The following is a 23,186-nucleotide window of genomic DNA, read 5'->3' on the forward strand; positions in this document are numbered from 1 at the left end:
ATAGATTAAGCGAGTGAAATCTTAACCAATAAATTTACGCGCATTGCGGAACATACGTAACCATGCACCATCTTCAGTCCATTCTTCAGGTTTCCAAGAATGTTGAAGCGCACGGAAATTACGTTCAGGGTGCGGCATCATAATTGTTGCACGACCATCTTTTGAAGTTACGCCTGAAATACCTTCTGGCGAACCATTCGGGTTCATTGGATAATGTTGAGTCGCATTTCCGTGGCTATCGACATAACGTAAAATCACTTGGTTACCTGCATTTAAGGCTGCCAAATTAGCTTCTGGTGCAACGACGCGACCTTCACCATGTGCCACTGCGATTGGTAAAATCGAGCCTTCCATATCTTGCAATAATACAGAGTTTGATTTTTCCACACGGACGTTAACGCTACGCGCTTCAAACACTTCTGAAGTATTGCGATGGAAACGTGGCCACGCTTCTGCACCTGGAATGAGTGGTGCTAATTGTGACAACATTTGACAACCGTTACAGATACCCAGTGAGAACGTTTCTTGACGGTTAAAGAATTTCTCAAACTGGTCGCGTAATTTCGGGTTGAACAAGACTGACTTCGCCCAGCCACCGCCAGCACCTAATACGTCACCGTAAGAGAAACCACCACACGCCACTAAGCCTTCAAAGTCGTCTAAATCGACACGCCCTGCAAGCAAGTCACTCATGTGTACGTCAACGGTGTTAAAGCCGACTTTGTCAAATGCTGCCGCCATTTCTACATGACCGTTTACGCCTTGTTCACGTAAAATCACCATGTTAGGACGACGTGTGTTGATGTACGGTGCTTCAACTGGCTCATTTAAGTCAAATGTCGGTTGAGCAATTAAGCCTTTGTGGTTCTTGTCTGTGATCAAAGCAAATTCTTGATCAGCAGTTTCTGAGTTGTCACGTAAACGCTGGATTTGATGTGATACTTCACTCCAAGCCGTTTGCAAATCGGCCCGTTCAAGCACCAAGCCATTTACTGCAAGTTGGTCGGTGTTATTGACTGTACCGACTACAGAAATTGTATCTTTCAGGGTAGATGCAGCAACTTCAGCAGCTAAAGCTGCCCAATCTGCTTTAGAAATTTGTAGTACTGCACCAATTTCTTCAGCAAACAATGCCGCAACAGATTGATCTTCAAGCGCTACGCCTAAACGCGAAGCGAACATCATTTCAGTCACAGTTGCCAATAAACCACCATCACCAATGTCATGGTAAGCTTGAATCAAGCCGCGGTTATTCCAGTCTTGCACCAAAGCAAAGAATGCTTTGAATTCGTCAAAGTTATCGACATCTGGTGTTACTGAACCAATAGCTTTATACACTTGCGCTAAAATTGAACCGCCTAAACGAAACTGACCTTTAGACAAGTCAATACGCACCAATACTGAATCGGTATTTTTTAATTCAGGGGTTAGCGTTTTGCGTACATCAGTCACTGGTGCAAATGCGGTAATTACACCTGACATTGGTGAAGTTACAGATTTATCAACGCCTTCGTCATTCCAGGTGGTACGCATAGACAATGAGTCTTTCCCTACTGGAATTGCAATTCCTAGTGCAGGACACATTTCCATACCAATGGCTTTTACACCTTCAAACAAGGCTTGGTCTTCGCCTTTTTGACCTGCTGCTGCCATCCAGTTTGCAGACAATTTAATGTCGCTAATCTGGTCAATTTTGGCTGACATGATATTGGAAATAGATTCTGCCACTGCCAAACGCGCAGATGCTGCAGGGTTTAATAAAGCTACAGGTGGACGTTCACCCATCGCCATTGCTTCGCCTGTAAAGCCTTGCAAGCTGGTAGTGGTTACTGCCGCATCTGCAACAGGCACTTGCCATGGGCCAACCAATTGATCACGTGCAACCATACCTGTAATTGAACGGTCACCAATCGTGATTAGGAATGATTTAGAAGCAACAGTTGGATTCTTAATCACACGGTAAATCGCATCTTTCAGATCAATAACTTGAGCTACATCAAAATCATCACCTTGACGTTCAATGCTTTCATAAGAACGGCTCATGCGTGGCGTACCGCCTAACATGACCTGCATTGGCATATCTACAGCTTTGTTATTGAACAAAGGATCTTCAACCGTTAAATGACGCGCTTCTGTCGCTTCACCCAATACCGCAAACGGACAACGCTCACGCGCACAGATTGATTCAAATAATTCTAAAGAACTTGGACGAATCGCCAATACATAACGCTCTTGCGCTTCGTTTGACCAAATTTCCATTGGTGACATGCCCGGTTCTAAAGATGGAATCTTACGCAAATCAAGCACTGCACCTAGTTCGTGATCATTTACCAACTCAGGCATTGCGTTAGAAATACCACCTGCACCGACATCATGCACCGATACGATTGGGTTGGCATCTTCCAAACGCCAGCACGTATCAATCACTTCTTGGCAACGGCGTTCCATTTCTGGGTTTTCACGTTGTACTGAAGCGAAGTCAAGGTTTTCACCCATGGTTCCGCTATCTACAGAAGATGCAGCACCACCGCCCAAACCAATCAACATCGCAGGGCCGCCTAAAACGATTAATAAATCGCCTGGCTGGATTGGGTCTTTTTCGACATGGTCTGGACGAATGTTGCCGTAACCACCTGCAATCATGATTGGTTTATGGAAGCCTTTTACTTCACCATTCACGTTTTGCTCGAAAGTACGGAAGTAACCATTTAACGCAGGACGACCAAATTCGTTGTTAAACGCTGCACCGCCCAATGGGCCTTCAATCATAATTTGTAATGGCGATGCCATACGTGAAGGCTTGCCATAGTTTTCTTCCCAAGGCTGTTCAAAACCAGGAATATTTAAATTCGATACTGTAAAGCCTGTTAAACCTGCTTTTGGTTTACCACCACGACCTGTCGCGCCTTCATCACGGATTTCACCACCCGAACCTGTCGCAGCACCTGCAAATGGTGCAATTGCAGTTGGGTGGTTGTGTGTTTCCACTTTCATAAGAATGTGGGCAGCTTGGCTCTTATATTTATAAACGTAGTGACCTGTTGCAGCATCTTTTTTCGGATAGAAACGCTGCGTATCAAAACCAACAATCACCGAAGCGTTGTCTTTGTAAGCCGACAATACGTCTGTTGGTGATTCTTTATAAGTATTTTTGATCATTTGGAACAATGACAATGGCTGTACTTCGCCATCAATTGTCCATTCAGAACCAAAGATTTTGTGACGGCAGTGCTCAGAGTTGGCTTGTGCAAACATCATCAATTCAATGTCATGCGGATTACGGCCTAACTTGATAAATGCTTCGGTTAAATAATCAATTTCTTCATCAGACAAGGCAAAACCAAACTCACTGTTGGCTTTTACCAATGCCGCTTTGCCTTCACCCAAAATATCAATGCTATTTAAAGGTTTTGGTTCAGTTTCAACAAATAACGCTGCAGCATCGTTAATGTGGTTAAACACACTTTCGGTCATGCGGTCATGCAATACTTGTTTTACTTCGTTTGAAACGTCTGTAATACCTTTTAAGGTAAACAAAACACCGCGTTCTAGGCGGTGTACAGGCGTATTACAGTTGGCAAAAATATCGGTTGCTTTTGATGACCAAGGAGAAATTGTGCCCACACGTGGTGTCACTAAAATTTGAACTTCATCACTTGCAGCTTGGCGTAATTCAAAAGATGCACCATCGTTTAAAAGCTGTAAAGCAGATTGCTGTTGTTGCTCGTCGAGCGCTTGGTCAAATAAATAAACCCATTGGCTATCGAAAGATTGAACAGAACTCATTGACGCTAAACGGTTTAAGAGTTGAGTTTTCTTAAAAGATGAATGTGCAGGTGCACCGGCAACGATAAACATGCTGATTTTGGCTCCACGGGCTGATCTTTTGGACCATGCCACAATGTGACTTGAAGAGAGCGCATATTCTACTGTGAAATGCCATAATCAGCTAGATGGAAAATGGTTTTCTTGGCGCGTTTCGGCAGTAAAACTTCCGAATGTTGATTTAAAGCCTCTATTTCAGATCAATGTATTCAAGATTCGTGCTTTAAATTGCACAAAGCACTCTCACTGTGGAAATTACTTAATGATTGATGCTGTTTTTATTTTCTATGCCATCTGTTTACACACAGATGCTCTAAAGATCAGGACATGACGCTCAACTTCCGCCTTGCTCGATATCAACTAATCAAAGCACCTCAAATTCAATACGTCGATTTTTCTTACGTCCTTCTAGCGTTGTATTGTCTGCGACAGGCTGATTAGAACCTTGACCTTCGGTGCTTAAATGCGTTGCCGTAATACCTTTATCGACCAAGTAATTTTTTACCACTTCTGCACGTGATTGGCTTAACACTATATTTTTATGCGCGTCGCCCGAACTGTCTGTATGTCCAACAATTTTCACTTTTTTGGTGCCAACTTGCTTCAATGCCACAACCATTTCATCCAGAATTTTTTGACCTGCATCAGTTAAAATCGCACTACCCGATTCAAACTCAATAATCCTGTTTTTGAGCGTAGCATCCAGCATCTTTTGTTCATACTGATTCCCTGAAAGCTGCGTGTTTAAACGATAAGGCTGCTGTACCAAAGCCTGAAAGTTTGCTGTCGTAGCTTGAATTTGATGAGCAGCACTCACCTTTCCTATCAAATCAATTTGAGTCCCTTTCACACGTAACTGCCCTTGCGAAATCTTTTTTAAATCCGCTGTAATCATACGCGAAACTGAGTCATCCCAACCATTCGGTGCAACAACTGCACGGACTTGAATTTTATCTAGTACCTGCGTTTCACCATACACAGCTTGCATTTTCGCCAAAATAGCTTGTTTACTTGCTTCGTTTGGCACCACACCTTCTATAACAATGGGCGCTGCATAGATCAAATGACTTTGGACTAAAAAACACAAGCCAATAAGTAGACTTACGCGAATACGTTTTTGATTATTTTTCATATTTATTTATCTAAAAAAGTTTGCCTAAACAGCTTCAAGGCTTGGTTAAGATTTAACTGCCGCTGACAAAGTAATTGTTCCAATGTTGCAAGACCTGCATTTTGTTCTAAATAAGCATCAATCCAAGTGGCTTGAATTAAAGAAACCCAATGTTCATCCTGCATATTTTGAATAAATAGATCGCGCAGCGTCATGACATCAGCCCCCTGAAAATCAATGATCAAAATGGGTGCCTCAAAATGTAGTATCCCCAGCAAAATTTCAGTATGATGCGCGCCTAAAAACCGCCCGATCATGCCCATCCAAAATGCTGCGATTTCAAAGCAATATCGCGGATGATTCAGCGGTAAAATCATCACTTTGTTTAAACGACGAGTGCCATTTTTGAGGACGGGTTGCAGTAAAAGTCCCAACCCAATCATACTCTGAGCCAAGTCATTGACACTGATTTTCATTAATTGTGCCAATGAATGCGTGCTGTGTTTTTCATAAAAGTCTTGGTATTCTTCTGCACTCAAAAGTTGAACCCTATTCGGCAATTGATTCAACAGTTCAAATGACATATTGGGATCACGGATATTGCTTAAGACCTGATTGCGTTGCAATAAATCAGTCCAAATAGCTTTGTAAAAAAAACGGCACAAATAATAACTTTTGACTCGGCTGTTCGACCTCAAACAACTGCCCCAGTAGCATTGGAAATGCCCGCCCCGAGCTATCTTGGCTCGCCTTTAAATTAACAGCTAAAAACATTGGTTCTGCTGGATGGGCAATCAAAAAATCTAAAGCAGGCAAAGTTGCATAACGCTGTTTAAAATCTGCGCTCTGCATGGCATGTTCCAGTGCATTACTAATCCACTGATCGAGCTGCTGAATGAGTTCCGATTGCCCTTTAGACTTTATAAAATCACCACGGGCAGGTATTTTCCATAGGCTCTAGACTAGCAGAATGATTATGTTAGTCTAGAATCATGATAGAAAACAGTAAATTAAGTCACTACAAGATTAAAAAAATTATTCAATGCTTTTGCGTTGATATTCCTGCTTCCAAAACAGCCTTATTACTCAATTTAAATCGTAATACGATTAACTATTGGTACATGCTTTTTAGAGAAACTATCTATGATCATCAAACAGATTTAAGAGCTAAGTTTGTTGGTTCAATAGAAGTAGATGAAAGCTATTTTGGAGCGAAAAGGCAACGTGGGTTTCATGGAAAGTTAAAGCGCGGTCGTGGGACTCTAAAACAGCCAGTATTTGGAATATTCGAACGTAATGGGCGCGTCTATACTGAAATCGTACCTGACTGTAAAATGAAGACTTTACAAGAGGTTATAGTTGGTAAAGTTTCACTTGAGAGTGTGATTTATAGTGATGGATGGCGTGGCTATAATGGTCTTGTTGATGTGGGTTATTCAAAGCATTTTAGGGTAAATCACGGAGCAAATGAGTTTGCTAGAGGACAATGCCATATAAATGGAATAGAATCATTTTGGAGCTTTTGTAAAAGAAGGCTAGCAAAGTTTAACGGCATATCAAAAGAGTACTTTGATTATCATCTTAAAGAAACTGAATGGCGTTGGATGAGGGAACCTAATGAGTTAGCAACTGAGCTGTGGAACCTCATTAGGTAAAATTAAGTGTAAATCGAGGGTGTAAATAATTCTGTGTAAATACAGTTTTAAAAATACTTGGTTACACGCTCTTCAAACATGATACTAAAGCGATTCATGGCAGCTTTCCAATTCTGAATAGGCATCGTCCATTTTTTGCTTGCTGCCATAATTGCTAAATATACCACCTTTTTCACGGAATCATCAGTTGGGAAGATTTTTTTTTCTTGGTTGCATGGCGGATAACGCTGTTCAATGATTCAATCGCATTCGTCGTGTAAATCGCTTTGCGAATATCCATAGAATAAGCGAAAAACGTGTTTAGATTCGACCAGTTGGCAAGCCATGACTTGCTGATTTGAGGATACTTCTCATCCCATTTTTGTCCAAATTCATCTAAAGCTTGTAAGGCTGCGTCTTCTGTAACAGCTTGATATATCTTTTTTAAATCGGCTGTGACAGCTTTGTAGTCTTTCCAACTCACATATTTAAGATTGTTGCGTACCATGTGGATGATACACAACTGAATATGCGTATCAGGGTAAATTGTATTGATCGCATCAGGAAAGCCTTTCAGTCCATCTACGCAGGCAATCAGAATATCCTTTAAACCACGATTTTTCAGTTCTGTAAGGACTGAGAGCCAAAATTTAGAACCTTCGTTTTCTGACATCCACATACCTAATAAGTCTTTCTGTCCGTCTGTATTGACACCTAATGCTAGATACACCGCTTTGTTAATAATCGTACTATCTTGACGCACTTTCACCACGATACAATCCATATAGACAATAGGATAAAGGGCATCCAATGGTCGATTTTGCCATTCTATTACTTGTTCTTTAACTGCATCCGTCACTTTGGAAATAAGCGTTGGGGAGACGTCCGCATCGTACATTTCCTTGAATGTGGCAACAATATCTCGTGTCGTCATGCCTTTGGCGTATAGGGATAGGATTTGGCTATCCATTTGTGTGATACGCCTTGCGAAGCGCTGCTTCTCATCTTCTTGATCAGCTGGGGCTCAAAAGTGCCATCACGATCTCTAGGCGTGTCTAGTTCAAATTCACCATCATCAGTAAATAGCCGTTTGGTTGTATAGCCATTACGTGTATTTTTGCCTATACGAGGACTATTCTTCTCATAGCCTAAATGTTCAGTCAGTTCAGCATTGAGTGCAGTTTCAACGGTGAGTTTCTTTAGAGCTTTACTGAAATTATTCAGGTCAGCTTCTGTTTTTAAGTTCTTGGCAAATTCTTTTGCCAATGCCAGCATTGCTTCATCTTTCATGGTAAACACCTGTGTTGCCCCCAACAGCGTTGAGGGATAGTTTAAGCGTTTACACAGTTTTATTTACAGTCTCTGTAAATCTGCTAGTCTAGAGCCATACAAATACTATTTTTAAACTGCCAGCATAAATATTTTAAATGCTTAGCATTCAAAACCAGTTGACAAAGGATATCTTGATTTCTAAAGAGAAAGGAAAATAAACTCTATCTTCCTTCAATTGTTTGATACTGCAGTCAAAGTATCCCCACCATGCTTGGTCACTCTAGGTCGACACTGGATCTTCATTGCATCACTCACGAATGCGTTATCGCTGGCTTTGCTAGACCAAATATATGCCTCGCCTGGCTTTAATGCGCCAAGCTTCTCAGGTGTTAAAGACTTCAATCCAATACAAGCTTTCTGAATGTGTTTTAACCAATCTGGAGCATTAAACTTATGCAATATTATCTGAGATGAAAGCTGGATGAGCTCAACTGGAACAGATGGTGGATCTTGGCTAGCAATCATCACACTGGTACCTTTATGACGCATTTCACGAACCGTTTCTACAAGTCCTTTTACTAGTTCTGGGCTATCGATGTACTTATGGCACTCATCAAAAACTATCAGTTTGTTGAATGTTTGCCCCTGATACTTTGCCTCTGAGAATATTTGCAGTAACACAACAAATAAACCTAATGCTTCGTCTTTTTCAATAAACTCATCCCGAACATCTACAACGATCATTCTGCCTGGTCGAATCAGCGAACCAACGTTTAATTGGTCATCAATGTACTGTTCAGCAAAATCCAAACGCATGTCTGCTAGGTCTTTAAGTGAATCCGAAAGACTAGAGTTTTGTATTCCATCCCTTATCGCTTGGATCGAGAGGTTATTTCGATTTTTACGCATAATATTGCCTAGTTGGCGGATATATGCGGCTTGGTTGCCGATAGCCCCCATCAAAAATTTCCAGTGCCCAGCTTGCAATTCAGAAGAACAAAACTTCAACGGATGTACCTCAATTCCAGGATACTCAGCACGACGTTCGTTTAACTTGTCTTCAGGAGCTAACAACACAACATCATCTAAGGAAGTTGGCTCCGCACCATATACTTCTTTAAGCTTAGCTAACTGCATAACATCGTCATTTGGGGCTATCATCGACGTAAACTCAGGTTTATAGTCCTGAGTAGCGCTGTAATGGAATATCACACTGGCCAACTCTTTATGCAGCGTATTGATCGATGGAATTGATTTAGTTGCCATCTCCACAACTGAGCCTAATGTATAGCTTTTACCCCCACCTTGAACACCAAATAAACTTAGTGTGTGTGTATGGTTTAAATCTAAAGCTATTTTCCGTCCATGGACCTCTCCCAATAGGCCAAACTGAGCAGAATCACCGTTGACACCAAGAACAATATCGTGGGGAACGACCTCAACTTTATTACCCATTGTGATGTTCGGAATGTGCAAATTTTCGTCAGACTCTGGCTCTGGCTCTGGCTCTGGCTCTGCAGGATTAGCTATTGCAGGAGCTGGATTACCAACAGGTTTTACTTCTTCAACGCTCTGACTAATCGACGGTGAAACAGTAGCTGGAACATCATCATTAAAAGGCAGTACTTTAATCGTTTCATCTTTCGAAGCATCTGGCCGCTCAGGTAAAGTGATCGCAGCTTGAGATACTAGTTCAGCCCAAGATACGGTTCTATCTCGCTCTTTATGTAAAAATTCGGCCGAAGTTAACTTAGGCAGCGTTAATTCAAGTGAATCCAACGTCCCTTCACTGTGTTCGTTATCCTCAGGCACTTTAGCGGACAGCAATTCATCAATATGGTTTCGCCCAACACGATGAAATTCAATACCGACTTCTTTTTCAACGCCGGAGCTATTCTGGCCAAAATCGAAAATAACAGCACTTCGGGTAATTGAAAGCTTGTACCCTTCCTCCAAAGTTCGAAGCAAATATTTTGCTTCATCGACAATTTCAGAACTCAATAATCCAAAACGCTCAGATCGTTTAAGGTAATGCTCAAGAAGGACACAAAGCTTTTGTGTTTTAACTAGGCGATCAGGTCTATCCAGCGTTGTGCGAGTTAAATCAAAATGGCGTTGAATCACGCGCTCCGACTCTGAAATTTGCTCGGCAATACTCTTTTTTAAGCTTTCATACTTTGTAAGATCGCCGACTTCTGAATAGCACTTAACTTCAACCAAATTGCAACGAATTGTGCGCGATGAAGCATCCAAATCGAACAATGCTAAATCTGTTCTTTTAAAGCTAATATCTGCACCTAATTCACCATCAGCCTTTTGCAGTTCAGAATAAAGCTCAAGATGAGCATCTAAAGGAACAATGATCTGGTCCTTAAACACCCCTTGGTACTCAAGATAAAGTTTGGATAAGGCCAAGCCTAAGGCTTCCGACTTTGAAGCGCTATTTGAGGCTAGTTTTAGCGCTAATCTACCTGACAACGCTCTGAGCGAATCTAAAACCCGCGTTGCTTTATCTACATCAGGAACAATTTGATGCTGTTCTAATGTTCCTCTCAATAAGGCTTCTATTTCCGTAGTAGAACGCGAAGTAATAACAAAGTTGTGCGTGTTTGAAGAAGCCATTTCAGGGCTGTGATCAATCAGATAATCTGGTCGACCATCTTTACCACCGTGATCGAAGAACTCAATGCCCAAATTTCTATCTACGGTGAACACCCAATCACTCACTTCGTGTAATTGATTTAATAGGGCTTTTTCAGCACTATCAAGCGCCAATCTCACTACAGGCACCTGTTCTAGAGAAAAGTCGCCGGTGGCTAATGATGCAGTTATTGCCGACAACATCTTAGGCAGTTTGGCGATAGTCTCTGATATCTGGCCGCCGAATAGCATTTTTGCAGCACCATGTCTCGTGTGCCGATCCCACGCAACAATCCCATTCTCATCAAAGTAATCAATACAATAATCCTGATATAACCCATGTACGGGCGCAACTTGCTCGTCTGCCTGAGGTTTTACCACGGATAACTCTTGTGCAGGGAATACATCAAATAACATGCTTAAATGAGACTGAAACTCATCAGGCGACTGTTCAAATTCAGAGTTAGCTCTGAGCGAAATACTCAGCCTTGGCAGCAAATGATTCTCTGCTGCATGAAATAGCTGGTTTTCAGCCTCTGCGTCATCACCACTGTTGATTAATTTAAATAACTCAGCACCCACTTCTGTCGCATAAGGATCAGCTACGAATAGACGAATATCAAAACTAATATGCTTTAGCTCCGGTTTCTTTCTCAAAGCCAACAACATGCCCGCTACGGCTCCCGCAGACCCCGCGTTAAACACATTGATCGATAAACAGTTCACATAGGGATGTTGTATCAGATATCTTTCGACCTTAGTGGCGAGAAAGGCACTACTTTGCTTACCAACTTGCTGGTAATCATTTTTAATTCCAAATGCAGTTTTGATTTTATCAATTAGTGCTTGTGGCTCTTTTTCTTGTGCAGACGACAGAATGCTCCAAAATGGGTGAATACTGTCGAGTGCAACCATCAACTGGCCTTGAGAGTCTGGCAGAACATAAGGAAAATTGGTTAATGCGAGTTCTTCTAATAAACTGTTTTTAGTCCCAACCGCGATTTCCTTACCAACTTTCTCACTCTGTCTTGCCCAAGCTTCAGCAAGAGAAGCCCACCCACCTAACCATAAAGCCCTTAGTGGATGTGTAGGCCCCAGTAACATGGCCTTTTTATAGCTTCCATCATAATTCCATATTACGATTGAAAGTGAGTCCAAGCGTAATAACGCAGCTAATTCAGCCGAATAGTCATGCCCCTTTTCAGTTTCCTGAAATACCGCTGCTAGGTATTCTAGATAGCTGCTGGAATACATATAGGCTTCATGTGATGAAGACACATGATCATGAGCGACAGAAATTAGCTCTTTCTCATCTTGATGTATACTTTGAAAGTACGTTTCACGTGCGGCTTTAAACTTTTCAAACTGGCTTTCTACGCCCTTTATTGGCCAATCTACAGCATCGGCACCAGACTCACTTGCTTCTTGATTGCGAATTTCTACACGCCAAGTCAAAGCGGCCATTGGATTAGCCAGAATTTTTTGCTCAAAGTTTTTTAAGTAAGTGGTAACTGGAATTTGAATACCACTTCCTTTCTTGAATTTCACATTGACGATCGACTCATCCTTACTCTTACTATCTTGCCAAGTCGTTTCCATTACTTCAGCATTGGCAAATTTCTCAGTTTCGATGACGTTGGCAAATTCAGCTTTAATCTTCGCATGCGCTAATGACGCCTCTCTGACTTTTCGCCCCTCAATTGGCTCAACTTCTGCATCTGCTGCTGGCAATACATAAAACAGATCACTTTCATTAATTCGTGAGCCAGCTTCCTCCGCACTGGACGTACCCCACGGTATTGGACACTGTTTGTCATCAACCAAAGGTAATAATTCATCGTTTTCATCAAACGCTTGAATTCGAATGTAATGCCAACCTTCTTCCCATTCGATTCCAGTCAACTTGTTAAACGTGATTGTAACTGTGGATTTTGATGTAGCTTTACCTACCTTAATTAACCCAACAAAATCACCTTGTTGAGTAAACACCTGAGCTTTATATTTCGCTAAACCATTAACTTCACTAGGCTTTGGTGAAACAGAAAAAGTCACAGAAAACTTTTTCAAACCACCTTGGCCAGTAGTTAATACTTGTTGGCCAATCAGTTGTTGCAAGTTTGTATCGGTTTCATCATCAGGAATAAGCGGCAAACCCACTTCAGTCACCGTTAAACAAACCGCATCAGTGGCATCTTCCTCATATTGAAAGCGCCATTTATCAAAAGTGAGTGCCCAGTTGCTGCTATCCACCACTAATTGCTTGCGCCAACTGCTATCGAGTAGATTTTCCTGATCATTTAAAAAGAGCGCTAATCTCTTGTTAAAGTCTTCACCTTCTAGCTGCAGGTCATAAACAGTTGCAATCGCTGATTTCTCAGAGCGGTTTATAATTTGTACACACTCGCGATTTTTAACTAATTTGCGTACCAACATGGAATGGTCTTGATGCAACTCAAGATCAGGAATTAGCCCCAGCTCGTAAAGAGCAGCACCAGCAATACTTGGATCAAAGCCATTAACCTTAATTGTTAGCGCGTATCGCAACCATTGATAAGCACTGAGTTTTAACGCCGCCTTTTCTTGAAGAATGAAGTAAATTTCGTCTAACAACCGCTTAATCGGATCAGGAGATTCAGCCTTTACTTGATTAAACGCAAGCCTATAAGCATCTGAAATATCAATTTGTTCAAAGGTCGCAGCACCAAAAGAGTCTTCAGAGGACGTTTTTAATTCATTGGGTACAAAAATCAGTAATGGCTGGCGAAGCTGGCCGTGTTCATCAGGGTTTCGCAGTTCAACAAGCTTGGTGCTGGTAACCGAAAAATTACGCGTCGCTTTCTCTGCCAATACGGCAACCTGGGCATACTCAACCGCACCTGATAAGACTTCACTAAGCTGATACATCAGCTCTGTTTCTAAATCAGATACCTTCATGCAGTGGCCCGCACCGCGAGTTTCTAATAACAACTTAAACTTAGGTACAAGGACACTGATTAAGCTGCCATCAATATCTGACTTAATAACGGTTTGAATTCCCTTAATCATGCGTTATGTCCTTTCATACTCTCATTTTGCTTACTATTTATCTGATACCTTGGAGTAACCGTTTGTGTTACATACGCATCAGAAAGATCGCGATAAAAACCAATTTCTCGTAACCGGCGTTTAAAACCAGATAAGTTATCTCTAAGCGCTTTATTCACATCAATTGATGACTCACAGAAAGCATCTGTATCGGGTAACGAGTCAATAAAGATGCCATATCGTTCTTTTAAGAAAGTTAACAGCTCATCAACTCTTAACTCCTTAGTGTGAAAACCCAAGTCACCACCTTTGGTGAGTACTGCCAGCTGTAACAACACTTCTAGCAGTCGTCCATCAACGCTAAATCGACGTCCACCAGTGCTACCACTTTGTTGTTCTAGCAAAGCACCAGGTTTATTCTTGAGCATAAAACTATCTAGATTTTTGACTAAACCAGAACGGATTGCATTACCTTGTACAAACAACAAAATTTCTATGTAGGTTTCATACTCAGGTAAGCCGAGCTGGGTAATAGCATGAATCTCTGGGGGAATATCCTCTGACTCATGAGCAGATGATACTGACGCATCTAAAATTCCAGCGTTGCGCTGACCAAAAAACTGATCGCGCTCTTGCTCTAACGGCGACTCCAGCAGAGTGAACAAATCAGGCACTGACATTTGTTTTATCGATTTTGCCCCCGATAATTTACCTTTTTTCGATAGATACTCTGCAAATTCGTCGAGTTTTTTAACGCCGAAATAGGCTTTAATAAAAGCTGGAATACGCTTGTAGTGTAACGTCGCACTTTGCTCAGCCATCGATTCACTCAAGCTATTAGCGCCATTTGTCATGTCCACATAGAGCGCCGTCTTTTGTTTATTGCTCTCTTGGAGATTACGGCCCTTACTCTTAGCCAAAGCCGGTAGCAACTTAAACAATTTCAATTGGTATAGCGCCAGGTGAAAGGCTAACAATATCTTTATGTACTCAACCATCACTGAACGAGGAATATACTGGCGATACGTCAGAAGCTTAATGATATCTTCAGCTAAAATATCCGCAGCTTGTTGATTAAGCGGCGCAAACCGTTCTTGTAAGTCAGCATGATCCGGCGCGTCAGACTTTACTTGATCAGACAGTCTTAATATTGCCTGCGTTTCAACATCTACTTGCGACGAACTATCATACTGACCTGTCGTAGAATCGACACCAGCAAAGAAAAACTGTTTGAGTCGGTTAATCGCGGTCTGACCATTATTGGCATGGTAAAGCAACTCATATACTTGCTTAGAGGCACCATAATCCCGACAATTTTTAGGATTTCGAAACAAATAAGTATTGCCGTGAAGTGGTCTCGGCGCAGCAACCGCTTCGTTCGCCTTGCCACGATTAATTAAGTCCACCAAGTGGGTTTCAATCCACTTTTCAATAGTAATAGGGGCTTGAGAAAAGTTTTTAAAATGCTTTCCATTACGAGAGTCTAGAAACTCGTCTTTAAACAACTCAACCGTCATACCTTTAGCACTTAGTTTACTAGAAGCGCCATTGTGCTTTAGCCGAGCGAATAGATGAGTTAAGACCCTATCCATTTCAACAATTTTGTAATCAAGATAGCTCACTTTATTGGTGCGAAAAGCCTTATCTTTTTTACCTAATTTCATGGCTGAACCTCCGCTACCAATCGTTCTAATTGCAACACACCACCTTCGTCGCGGGTTATTTTTTCGTACTGTTGGCCGTTGGTAGTTAGCAAAACCTCTTGATATGGTGCTGAAGCCAATACGTTCTTAAATACGGTTAAACTTAAATAAAAACTCTGCTCCGCTTGCGCCGAAGGCACGTAGCCTTGATTAAGACGATGCAGCATTTCAAACAAGTCCAAATCTAATTCCAACTCTGCGGTAAGGCCGGTTGCATCTTGGTACTTGAGCAATAGTGACTGCGGACTATGCTCCACAAATGACGAGTTCATCGCTGAGTCTTTCACTTCAATGGAAAAAACATCCGATGGGAATAAGCGATAACTTCTAATAGTGCCTAAGTGTACCTTACGTACTTGCATCGCCAGCTGGCCGTTAAAATACATCGGATTATGCAAACCTTCGCCACGGTTAATTGCATTAATGGCAAGCGATTTCGCTTCATTTAGTAACGTACTGTCTTCGAGGTAACGTACTAATAACTTCGCTGAACGATAAGGCAGTAATGTTTGCCAATTTTCTCCACGGCGCTCAAAGTAGGCCTTTCTACGTAACATCCCCACAACATTACGATGAGATTGATAGCGTTCTTTACTCTCACTTAAGGCAGTGCCATTAGGTAAGCTCTGATGTGCATTCGCAAGCAACTGGCTTTCGTGATCACTGCGCTGTTCAAACTGCAACCAATCAACAGCATCTAAACCTAAAAAGTCCAGTCCGCGATCTAAGCGAACGTCAGACCCTTGAGCAATATCGGTTTCTCTTAGCAGCTTTAACAATCGATCTTGCGTATTTTCGCTACCGCACCAAGCGTTAAAGTAATAACCATGTAGAATTTTGTTGGCTTCGCCATTGGCGTATATTTCTTTAATTTCGTTACAGGAGTATTCACCGACTAGCGTATAACTCAGTGCCGAGCGTAAATCTCGCATCGTGATATGTAGCTGTTTGCGTAAACTGGTCAGTTTGTAAATATACTTCAAACGCTCGATGACTTTAGGGCCAGTTTGCTCGTCTTGAAAGGTAGCAATATTGTGCTTAACGTAGCATTTGTCTTTTAGCGCACAATAATCACAGCCTTGCCAAACCTTGGCCGAGGTCATTTTTCCGATGATTCGCTCAAAAATAGACTTAGGTTGACTTTGCGTCGAAGCCAGCACATCGCGCATATTCAGGTTTACTACCGCTACGTCATTTTGCACTGAGCCATCTTTTAAACTTTGCTCAACTACGGCTTTTAGAGCAGAAAACCTTTCTGAATGTTGGGTTAAAAAGTCGACTAGCCGACCTTCGTTAATGGCAATTAACCGGGTCTCGTGATGTGGCCATGCATTTGAATCGTTACCTTGATAGACGCTAAAGAACTCTTCGAGTACCGCGTCATTATCTTTGTTACCTTCGTCTTGACTACCATCGTAGTTGGTCAGGTATTTATGACCATTTATTTCAAACCAGCTGCCATTCCCTTGTGGGTTGAGGTGAACCGTAACTCCTTGCGCTTTAACCTGCGATTCCAATTGCTGCAAGAATGCTGTTTTGCCGTCACCGGCATTACCAGTTATTAGCACTAAGCGCAGTTGCCCAGCCAGAATTGCTGGTGCAAGCTCGGTATCTAAGGCGGTTTCAACGTAAATTAACTTTGCGTAATCATCTAAGCCACGGGTGCCCGCATTTGAATGCCGACTTTGGCTATACAGCGTCAGCATAAAATCATGAAACGCAGATTTACTTGGGTTAGAGCCATCCGCAAGTGGCGGCAAATGAAATTGCGAAGTACTTTCTTCCGATAAAGTTTGCGCCTTTTTCAATTGCTGGACTTTATTCAGTGCTTTCAGCAATTGTTCGGCAGATTCAAAACGGTCAACTCGTTTTGGGGCGATCAGTTTGAGCAGGACCGCCGAAACATCATCGGTTAAGTTAAAGCTCTGGGTAAACTCACTAGGGTGACGAGCTAACTCGTCCATAGGTGGGCACTGCACATTGGCCCATGGGTATTCACCTGTCATGGCACGATACAGGGTAATGCCCAAGGCATATAAGTCCCTATCAACCAAATCAGAGGCTTGCGGTGTTTCAGTCATGCTTAAATCTGGTGGTAAATACTTCCGTGAACCGCCCCCTAAGGTTAGGTCTTCAGCATCTACCGATACATTAAAATCGATGATACGAACTTTACCGTCTTTCCAAATCAGGTTTTGTGGCTTGATGTCACAGTGGAAAATATTGTGATCGTGTAAATGCTGTAAACCTTCCGCTACCTGCTTAGCCATGGTCCACACTTCGTGTGCCGTTAATGAGCGTTGCTGGATCAGTTCACTGACATCTAGGCCTTCAAGGTACTCAAAAACAATATAAGGAGGACCTTGATTAGGAAGTACGTCTGCATCGTACACCTTTACCACATAAGGGTGCTCTGGCAGTTTAACCAAGGTGCGGTATTCCTGCTTTAAGCGCTCTAATACCGATTCTCTATCATTCAAAATCAGTTTCACTGCGCGCGAAACATCCCCAAAGGTATCCGTTACCTTATAAACGATACCAAAACCGCCAGGTTTACCCAGCGGTTGCTGTACGACGTATTTATTAGTTAGCTGGTAGCCGCTCGGTAAACGCTTGTAATTGACTGAAAGCTCATGGTTATTCTGCGTTTTAACACTCAGCTGTTCGGGTTTATTAGGCTCAATTGTTTCTACTGCTGCTTTGGGTTGCCAGAGTGCATTAAATTGCGCCAGCGCATCTTCAGGGCTTGGCCGTTGCGGTGCATCTTTGTGACATAAGGTTTGCAGCCAATCATCAAACTCTACTGGTAGCTGTTTATATCGCTCACTCAACTTTGTACTGAGCAGACACGATTTCTCAATAGCTTGCGTGACCGAATCAAAGGCCGCATCACCACTAAACAGCTCAAAAATAACCAGACCTAAACTGTACATATCCGAGGCGCAGCTCGCTGCATGGCTATCAGCCCAGAGTTCGGGGGCTTTATAACGGTTTGAGATCCGCTGCTGTACTTCGTCTGCAATCGTGGTGGTGTTTTCACTCCCTATCCGAGCGTAGTCAAAATCAATCAGCCTTGGCTGACCATCGGCCCCCATTAAAATATGCTCAGGGGTAATATTGCGATGGACTACGCCATTGCGGCATAAATGCGCTAACGCCAACAACAAATCATTAACGATGCGCTTTTTCTGATCCAATGTGAGCAGCGAGCTTGCGTCTTTAAGCTTTTTGCTGAGGATTTCGCCAGGAATATCATCCGTTAATAACAAGTATTTATCTTGCGCTTCGGTAACAAAGAAGTCTTTCACACCAATAATGGCGGAATGCGAGGGCATTTTTGCAATGGCACGATACGCGTTTTCAATCAGGCGCTTTTGCTTGCTGCGTTCTTCATCTGGTAAGTAAGGGTCGGCTTTATAGGCTTTAGCCAGCACAGTGCCGCCTTTGCGACCAGCGGTAATGTTAAATACACGGTATTCCGTAAAGTACTGATTATCGGTCAAGGTTTCAGCCACTTCCCAGTTACCAAAACGTACACCATGGCTACGCTTTTTGGCCGATTTACCCAAGGCCTCTGCGATAATCTGAATGTACTTAGTCACATTGCGCTCAAAGCGCTCTGGAATACGGGCACTGTCGGTGAAGAAACGGGTGCTGTTTTTTAGTGCCACTACATGGCCGCGCTCGCGATCTTCTGGGTCCTTGAACTCGCAATCATCTATGGTGAGCACCACCGCAGTATCCACATAGATGTTTTTTAAATCTCTATTTGCGCGATTCTGCTTACAAATGAGGCCCGATAACGACTTTGCATTGCCGCGTAATTTTGGCAATGGCGAGCGATAGCTGTTGTGGGCGGTGTGCCACATGGTACCGTCCACCTCAACTTGGCCGTGGATGCCCTTGGCATCCACCAAGTAAATAGCATGGGGTGCAACAACACAGATATCCACTTCAAACAGCTGGTCATACTGTTCAACTTCAAAGCTATGAATAATAAAGTAATCGTCTGGCAACTTTTCTTTTAACCAAGCGATGGCTTTACGCTCTTCATCGTTAACCACATCACCAATTGCAAATACCTGTGCCATAACCTCTCCTTAATGCTTTGGTGCTGCGGCTTCTATTGCGTCTTCGACCAATTTGATTGCCTGTCGCTCATACGATTGAGCGTTATCTCTCATCTCTAAGGCTTTTAAACTAATCTCACCAATTGCTTCTATTTCCTTAGACCCCAACTCGAACGGAATGAGCACATCTTTAATTATATTTTCGTCAAAATGTGGAATTGAACCACCGTAAGTTAGTGCAGCAACTTGCTTGTAAGAAGTGTCACTTAAAAGAAATGCATACAAAAACGCAGCTTTTACTGAATCATTGGCGTAAAGTCTTACTAACATATGCGTAGTCGTTTTGTTATCTAAGTTACGACCTACCCAAACAGGACGACCTGTTAAGCCGCCTTTCTGTCCGAACGCTTGCACCAGAACAGTGCCATACTTCAAAAGCACATCATCGTACTTTGATGTAGTTTTGGACAAGATGCCTTTTGCCTCAGGCTCTTTACAGAAAAGTGATGCGCCTGTGAAGTACTCCGCGCCATAATTTATATCATCAATGTGAATTCGCTTAAAAATCCCAGGTAAAAATGTTGAGTCACAAAAATCACCGATTGTCATATGTCGATTGTTCTTGATTGCACGCTTTAAAATCTCCACTCTAGGATCATGAAAAGTGACATCAAATCTCTTTAACAGATCAGTAGACTTAATTACTGTGTATTTGGCATCGCTTGCCAATTCTTCATGATAAGGAGCATCGATTCTTCTGACTAAGTCTGACAGCAACTCCGATGAGTCTTCATAGAGCTTTATTGATTTCTCCATTAATTCATTAACCTGGCTCTCAATATTTTTTGAAACTATTGGAACACTAAATCTCGCCAAGTCTTTAACATCTAAATGCTGAATAATAGATCCATAAGTTCCCATCTGAATAATTGGCTTGCCAAATTTTCCATTCATTAATGCGTAAACATAGCCTGGCAATACCTTTGAATCATCAATCGTGACCTTAATAATATCACCACATGCAAACAAATTTTCCATATCCCCAGAGATGTAAGACATTCTGCCAATGCTTCCTGCAGCGCTTACAAGAATATCCCTCTTCTTAACAAAGCATTTCTTGTCAGTATTTGCGATCTCAGAAGACAAATACGGAAGATTAAACAAATGCATGTGAAGCATATTGCTTGTATTGAGAAAGCCAACTCCATTATCTTTATCTACAAAAATTCTCTTTAGTTGTTTTCCTTTATACAAGCTCGATATATCACCTAAAGGCTGTTTTTTGATATTTAGATTTACAATCGCAGCCCTCGCTTCAAAAGCAGCTGTCATATAGGGGCTGCAATCAAGTCTAGTTTTCTCATCAATTATATTCTTTGATGTAATGGTTTTCACTATCATGCGTAAACCCTCGGATACCAAGCCTGAATCTGATGTAATAAGCTATTAAATGACTCATCTTCACAACCACGAAAAGACACATCTTTGGCAATGCGCTTAAACAGCTGAGAGTGGGTCTTTTTCCGCCCCCAGTTTTGGCCTCTTACCGCATCAATTGCTGCTTTAGGATCGGTGGGTTTGAGCACTTTAGTATCAAAACCTGAGATCATACCGATGGCTCCGGATTGTTAGCACGGAACTTTTTCCACGCTTTGGCAATTTTAGGCAAATCATCATCTAAAATTTTGCTGCGACGTTTCAGCTTACGCACCACATTTTGGCCATTAATGCGAATACGTTCTTCCACTTCTTCTTCGATCACTTTTTCTTCACCATCAGAGTGACGCTCATACAGTGTGTTACCCCGACGGTCGAAACCTACTTTTTCTGCAACCGCCATAAATACCGGGTATTCGGGCTCTCCACCGATGGCAATAGCATCTTTTTCAGTATCAGTTTTCTTTTTCAAGAACAGCAGACTAGTTAAGATGTTTACGTTAGCTTCAACGATAAATGACTCAACAGGTAAGTCGACACAACCAAGCACCCAGCACTCTTGCATTAACCACCAGCGAATATACTCGTCACCTGGGTTACCCAAAATACCGTCTGGTAACACTATACCCATACGGCCGCCTTGCTTAAGCCACTGCACACAGCGCTCGATAAACAGAATCTCCGGTGATACAGCATCTTTACGCCTATCAGTTTTTCTAAAGCCGCCGTTTTCAGTGCGCTCCCAAATGTACGCAAGATCAAATTGCTCTAAAATTTGTTTGTCGGTCACCGGAATATCTGAACCAAACGGTGGGTTAGTTAAGATGACATCAACACTACCGTCTTTACCGCTAGAATCACCAACGGGGATCTTGCTCTTCGCTGGTTCGACGCCTTTCAAATGTCCATGCGGATATTCAAGTGAGTTCATATGGTAAATATTTGCCATCGCATTACTTGCCATCACCACGTTCATTTGCGACGCGCGACACAAGAAAGGGTCAAAGTCACAACCGAACAGGTTATTTTCTGCGAATTTCTTTATTTGCTGCTGAATTGAAATGAATTCTTCGGTGGTTTCTGCACCTAGTTTAACCTTTTCCTCTTCATGTAACTGCTTGTTGATATAGCTTAAGGTTTGCTCAAGAAATCCACCGGTACCGCATGACGGGTCCAGCACTTTTTCATGTGGTTGCGGCGCCATCATTTCTACTATAAGTTTGATCGCACCACGCGGGGTAAAGTATTGTCCGCGATCTCCACGTAGGTTGTCGCCAACCACTTCCTGGTAGGCGGCACCTTTGGCGTCCATTTCAGTACGGGTAAAATCGTACTTGGCAAGCTCAGACACCATGAATGCCAACGCCCGATCAGACAACGTAATTTCTTCGTTACCCGAGAATATCTCCGGGTAAGCTTTCTTTACCTTTTCAAATAGCGGGTTAATTCGTGCTCTAATTCTCTTGCGGCCTTCGTCGTCAAATTGTTCTGTAGGTGATGCCCAAAACTCACGGTCTCGATTGCCGATACGCTCATCGTACATTTTTGAGAAGATGAGGTATAAGAACTGCCAGAATGCTGCATCTTTAGGCATCCCCTCATTACCGTGAATAAAATTATGACAACGACGGAATGCAGTAAGTAGCATCTCACGGTCAGCGGTTCTTAGCTGTGCGTTTGATGCAACGTCTCGACTCCCCAAAGTCTCATCAGCTAATGGCCAATCGCCAACTGCGTTGAACTTGGTATCGAATCGCGATTCTTCTTTTTCAACAAAGAAAAATTCGATGCCGTTGGTCCATAAACCCCACTGGCACTTTTCTAGCAGGTACTTATCACCAACCTGTTCACGCATCATATCTTCCATCAACTGCAGGTCTTTATGCGCTTGGTCGTGATCACGCATTTTTACTGCGGATTTTTTGCCTTTTTTCGGCTCTTTATCACAGATAACAATGCGGCGGATATTTTCAGGAATATGTTCAGCACCATGCTCGAAAATAGCGATATCAATTTTCTGCTGCTTGCCGCCAATTTTAACTTTTACATCAAGCTCCATATCTTCAGCGCTTATGCCGTATTCATGGAACAAGGCGCGTAAGGTTTTTTGACGAACCAATTCTTTAGGCGTTTCTTTGATAGGATTATTCGTTAGGTAATCCAGCATCATGCCATCTTCAATGGCTAGTACTTCTTGCTGATTTAAATGATTAGTGGTTGTCATTACTTACTCTCGTTAATTACCTTTTCAGTTGACGACTTTGAAAAAAGCCCTGAATCTATAAATCGAATTACTCACACAAATTATCAAGTTCGACTAGCCTATCTTTTCTACGATTTCTTTATCAAGTAACTTGATAGCTGTACAGCCAAGACTGTTTTTTACATGTATCACATCAACAATAAACCTTTTGTGTTTTCTCGCGAAGGATGCCATACAGCCATAAATCACGCTCTTTCCTCTTTATTT

9 protein-coding genes and 2 pseudogenes are annotated in these 23,186 nt (G+C 42.3%); 1 reads left to right on the forward strand and 10 read right to left on the reverse strand.

Annotated features, from left to right (window positions below; all coding sequences use genetic code 11):
* Nucleotides 1-21 precede the first annotated feature (21 nt).
* From purL to tagF, 3 genes and pseudogenes are all read right to left on the reverse strand, one after another.
* On the reverse strand, nt 22-3,858 hold the full coding sequence (purL, locus tag E0H79_RS10455; protein WP_131261578.1) for a phosphoribosylformylglycinamidine synthase: 3,837 nt from the start codon (nt 3,856-3,858) through the stop codon (nt 22-24).
* A gap of 331 nt (nt 3,859-4,189) precedes the next feature.
* The gene (locus tag E0H79_RS10460; RefSeq protein ID WP_131261579.1) at nt 4,190-4,957 is read right to left on the reverse strand and encodes an OmpA family protein; all 768 of its coding nucleotides are present in this window, start codon (nt 4,955-4,957) and stop codon (nt 4,190-4,192) included.
* A 2-nt stretch (nt 4,958-4,959) separates the two neighbouring features.
* Nucleotides 4,960-5,881, reverse strand: a pseudogene (gene tagF / locus E0H79_RS10465) (type VI secretion system-associated protein TagF).
* A 47-nt stretch (nt 5,882-5,928) separates the two neighbouring features.
* Here tagF and E0H79_RS10470 point away from each other — a divergent pair.
* The gene (locus E0H79_RS10470) at nt 5,929-6,591 is read left to right on the forward strand and encodes an IS1595-like element ISAcra1 family transposase (RefSeq protein ID WP_131261580.1); all 663 of its coding nucleotides are present in this window, start codon (nt 5,929-5,931) and stop codon (nt 6,589-6,591) included.
* Between the two features lie 47 nt (nt 6,592-6,638).
* Here the strand turns inward: E0H79_RS10470 and E0H79_RS10475 are convergent.
* From E0H79_RS10475 to mads2, 7 genes and pseudogenes are all read right to left on the reverse strand, one after another.
* A pseudogene (locus E0H79_RS10475) lies at nt 6,639-7,860 on the reverse strand (IS256 family transposase).
* Nucleotides 7,861-8,073: 213 nt separating this feature from the next.
* On the reverse strand, nt 8,074-13,527 hold the full coding sequence (mads8, locus tag E0H79_RS15525) for a methylation-associated defense system ATP-binding protein MAD8 (RefSeq protein WP_131261581.1): 5,454 nt from the start codon (nt 13,525-13,527) through the stop codon (nt 8,074-8,076).
* Nucleotides 13,524-15,170: a methylation-associated defense system protein MAD7 gene (gene mads7 / locus E0H79_RS10485; protein WP_131261582.1), complete on the reverse strand. Its 1,647-nt coding sequence runs from the start codon at nt 15,168-15,170 to the stop codon at nt 13,524-13,526. Before mads7 ends, mads8 begins: the two co-directional genes overlap by 4 nt.
* Nucleotides 15,167-19,300, reverse strand: coding sequence for a methylation-associated defense system protein kinase MAD6 (gene mads6, locus E0H79_RS10490; protein WP_131261583.1), 4,134 nt, complete (start codon nt 19,298-19,300; stop codon nt 15,167-15,169). The genes mads7 and mads6 overlap by 4 nt, the downstream gene beginning before the upstream one ends.
* Before the next feature lie 9 nt (nt 19,301-19,309).
* Nucleotides 19,310-20,680: a restriction endonuclease subunit S gene (locus E0H79_RS10495; RefSeq protein WP_131261584.1), complete on the reverse strand. Its 1,371-nt coding sequence runs from the start codon at nt 20,678-20,680 to the stop codon at nt 19,310-19,312.
* On the reverse strand, nt 20,677-20,889 hold the full coding sequence (locus E0H79_RS10500) for a hypothetical protein (RefSeq protein WP_213072762.1): 213 nt from the start codon (nt 20,887-20,889) through the stop codon (nt 20,677-20,679). Before E0H79_RS10500 ends, E0H79_RS10495 begins: the two co-directional genes overlap by 4 nt.
* Complete coding sequence (gene mads2 / locus E0H79_RS10505; RefSeq protein WP_131261585.1) at nt 20,886-22,940, reverse strand: methylation-associated defense system DNA methyltransferase MAD2; 2,055 nt, start codon at nt 22,938-22,940, stop codon at nt 20,886-20,888. The genes E0H79_RS10500 and mads2 overlap by 4 nt, the downstream gene beginning before the upstream one ends.
* Nucleotides 22,941-23,186: the final 246 nt, after the last annotated feature.

Origin of the sequence: Acinetobacter sp. ANC 5045 (assembly GCF_004331005.1) — a bacterium.
GTDB lineage: Bacteria > Pseudomonadota > Gammaproteobacteria > Pseudomonadales > Moraxellaceae > Acinetobacter > Acinetobacter towneri.

Excerpts from the sequence above, each read along its gene's own strand:
- purL (WP_131261578.1), bottom strand. The coding sequence starts at position 3,858 with ATGTTTATCGTTGCCGGTGCACCTGCACATTCATCTTTTAAGAAAACT.
- E0H79_RS10460 (WP_131261579.1), bottom strand. The coding sequence starts at position 4,957 with ATGAAAAATAATCAAAAACGTATTCGCGTAAGTCTACTTATTGGCTTG.
- E0H79_RS10470 (WP_131261580.1), top strand. The coding sequence starts at position 5,929 with ATGATAGAAAACAGTAAATTAAGTCACTACAAGATTAAAAAAATTATT.
- mads8 (WP_131261581.1), bottom strand. The coding sequence starts at position 13,527 with ATGATTAAGGGAATTCAAACCGTTATTAAGTCAGATATTGATGGCAGC.
- mads7 (WP_131261582.1), bottom strand. The coding sequence starts at position 15,170 with ATGAAATTAGGTAAAAAAGATAAGGCTTTTCGCACCAATAAAGTGAGC.
- mads6 (WP_131261583.1), bottom strand. The coding sequence starts at position 19,300 with ATGGCACAGGTATTTGCAATTGGTGATGTGGTTAACGATGAAGAGCGT.
- E0H79_RS10495 (WP_131261584.1), bottom strand. The coding sequence starts at position 20,680 with ATGATAGTGAAAACCATTACATCAAAGAATATAATTGATGAGAAAACT.
- E0H79_RS10500 (WP_213072762.1), bottom strand. The coding sequence starts at position 20,889 with ATGATCTCAGGTTTTGATACTAAAGTGCTCAAACCCACCGATCCTAAA.
- mads2 (WP_131261585.1), bottom strand. The coding sequence starts at position 22,940 with ATGACAACCACTAATCATTTAAATCAGCAAGAAGTACTAGCCATTGAA.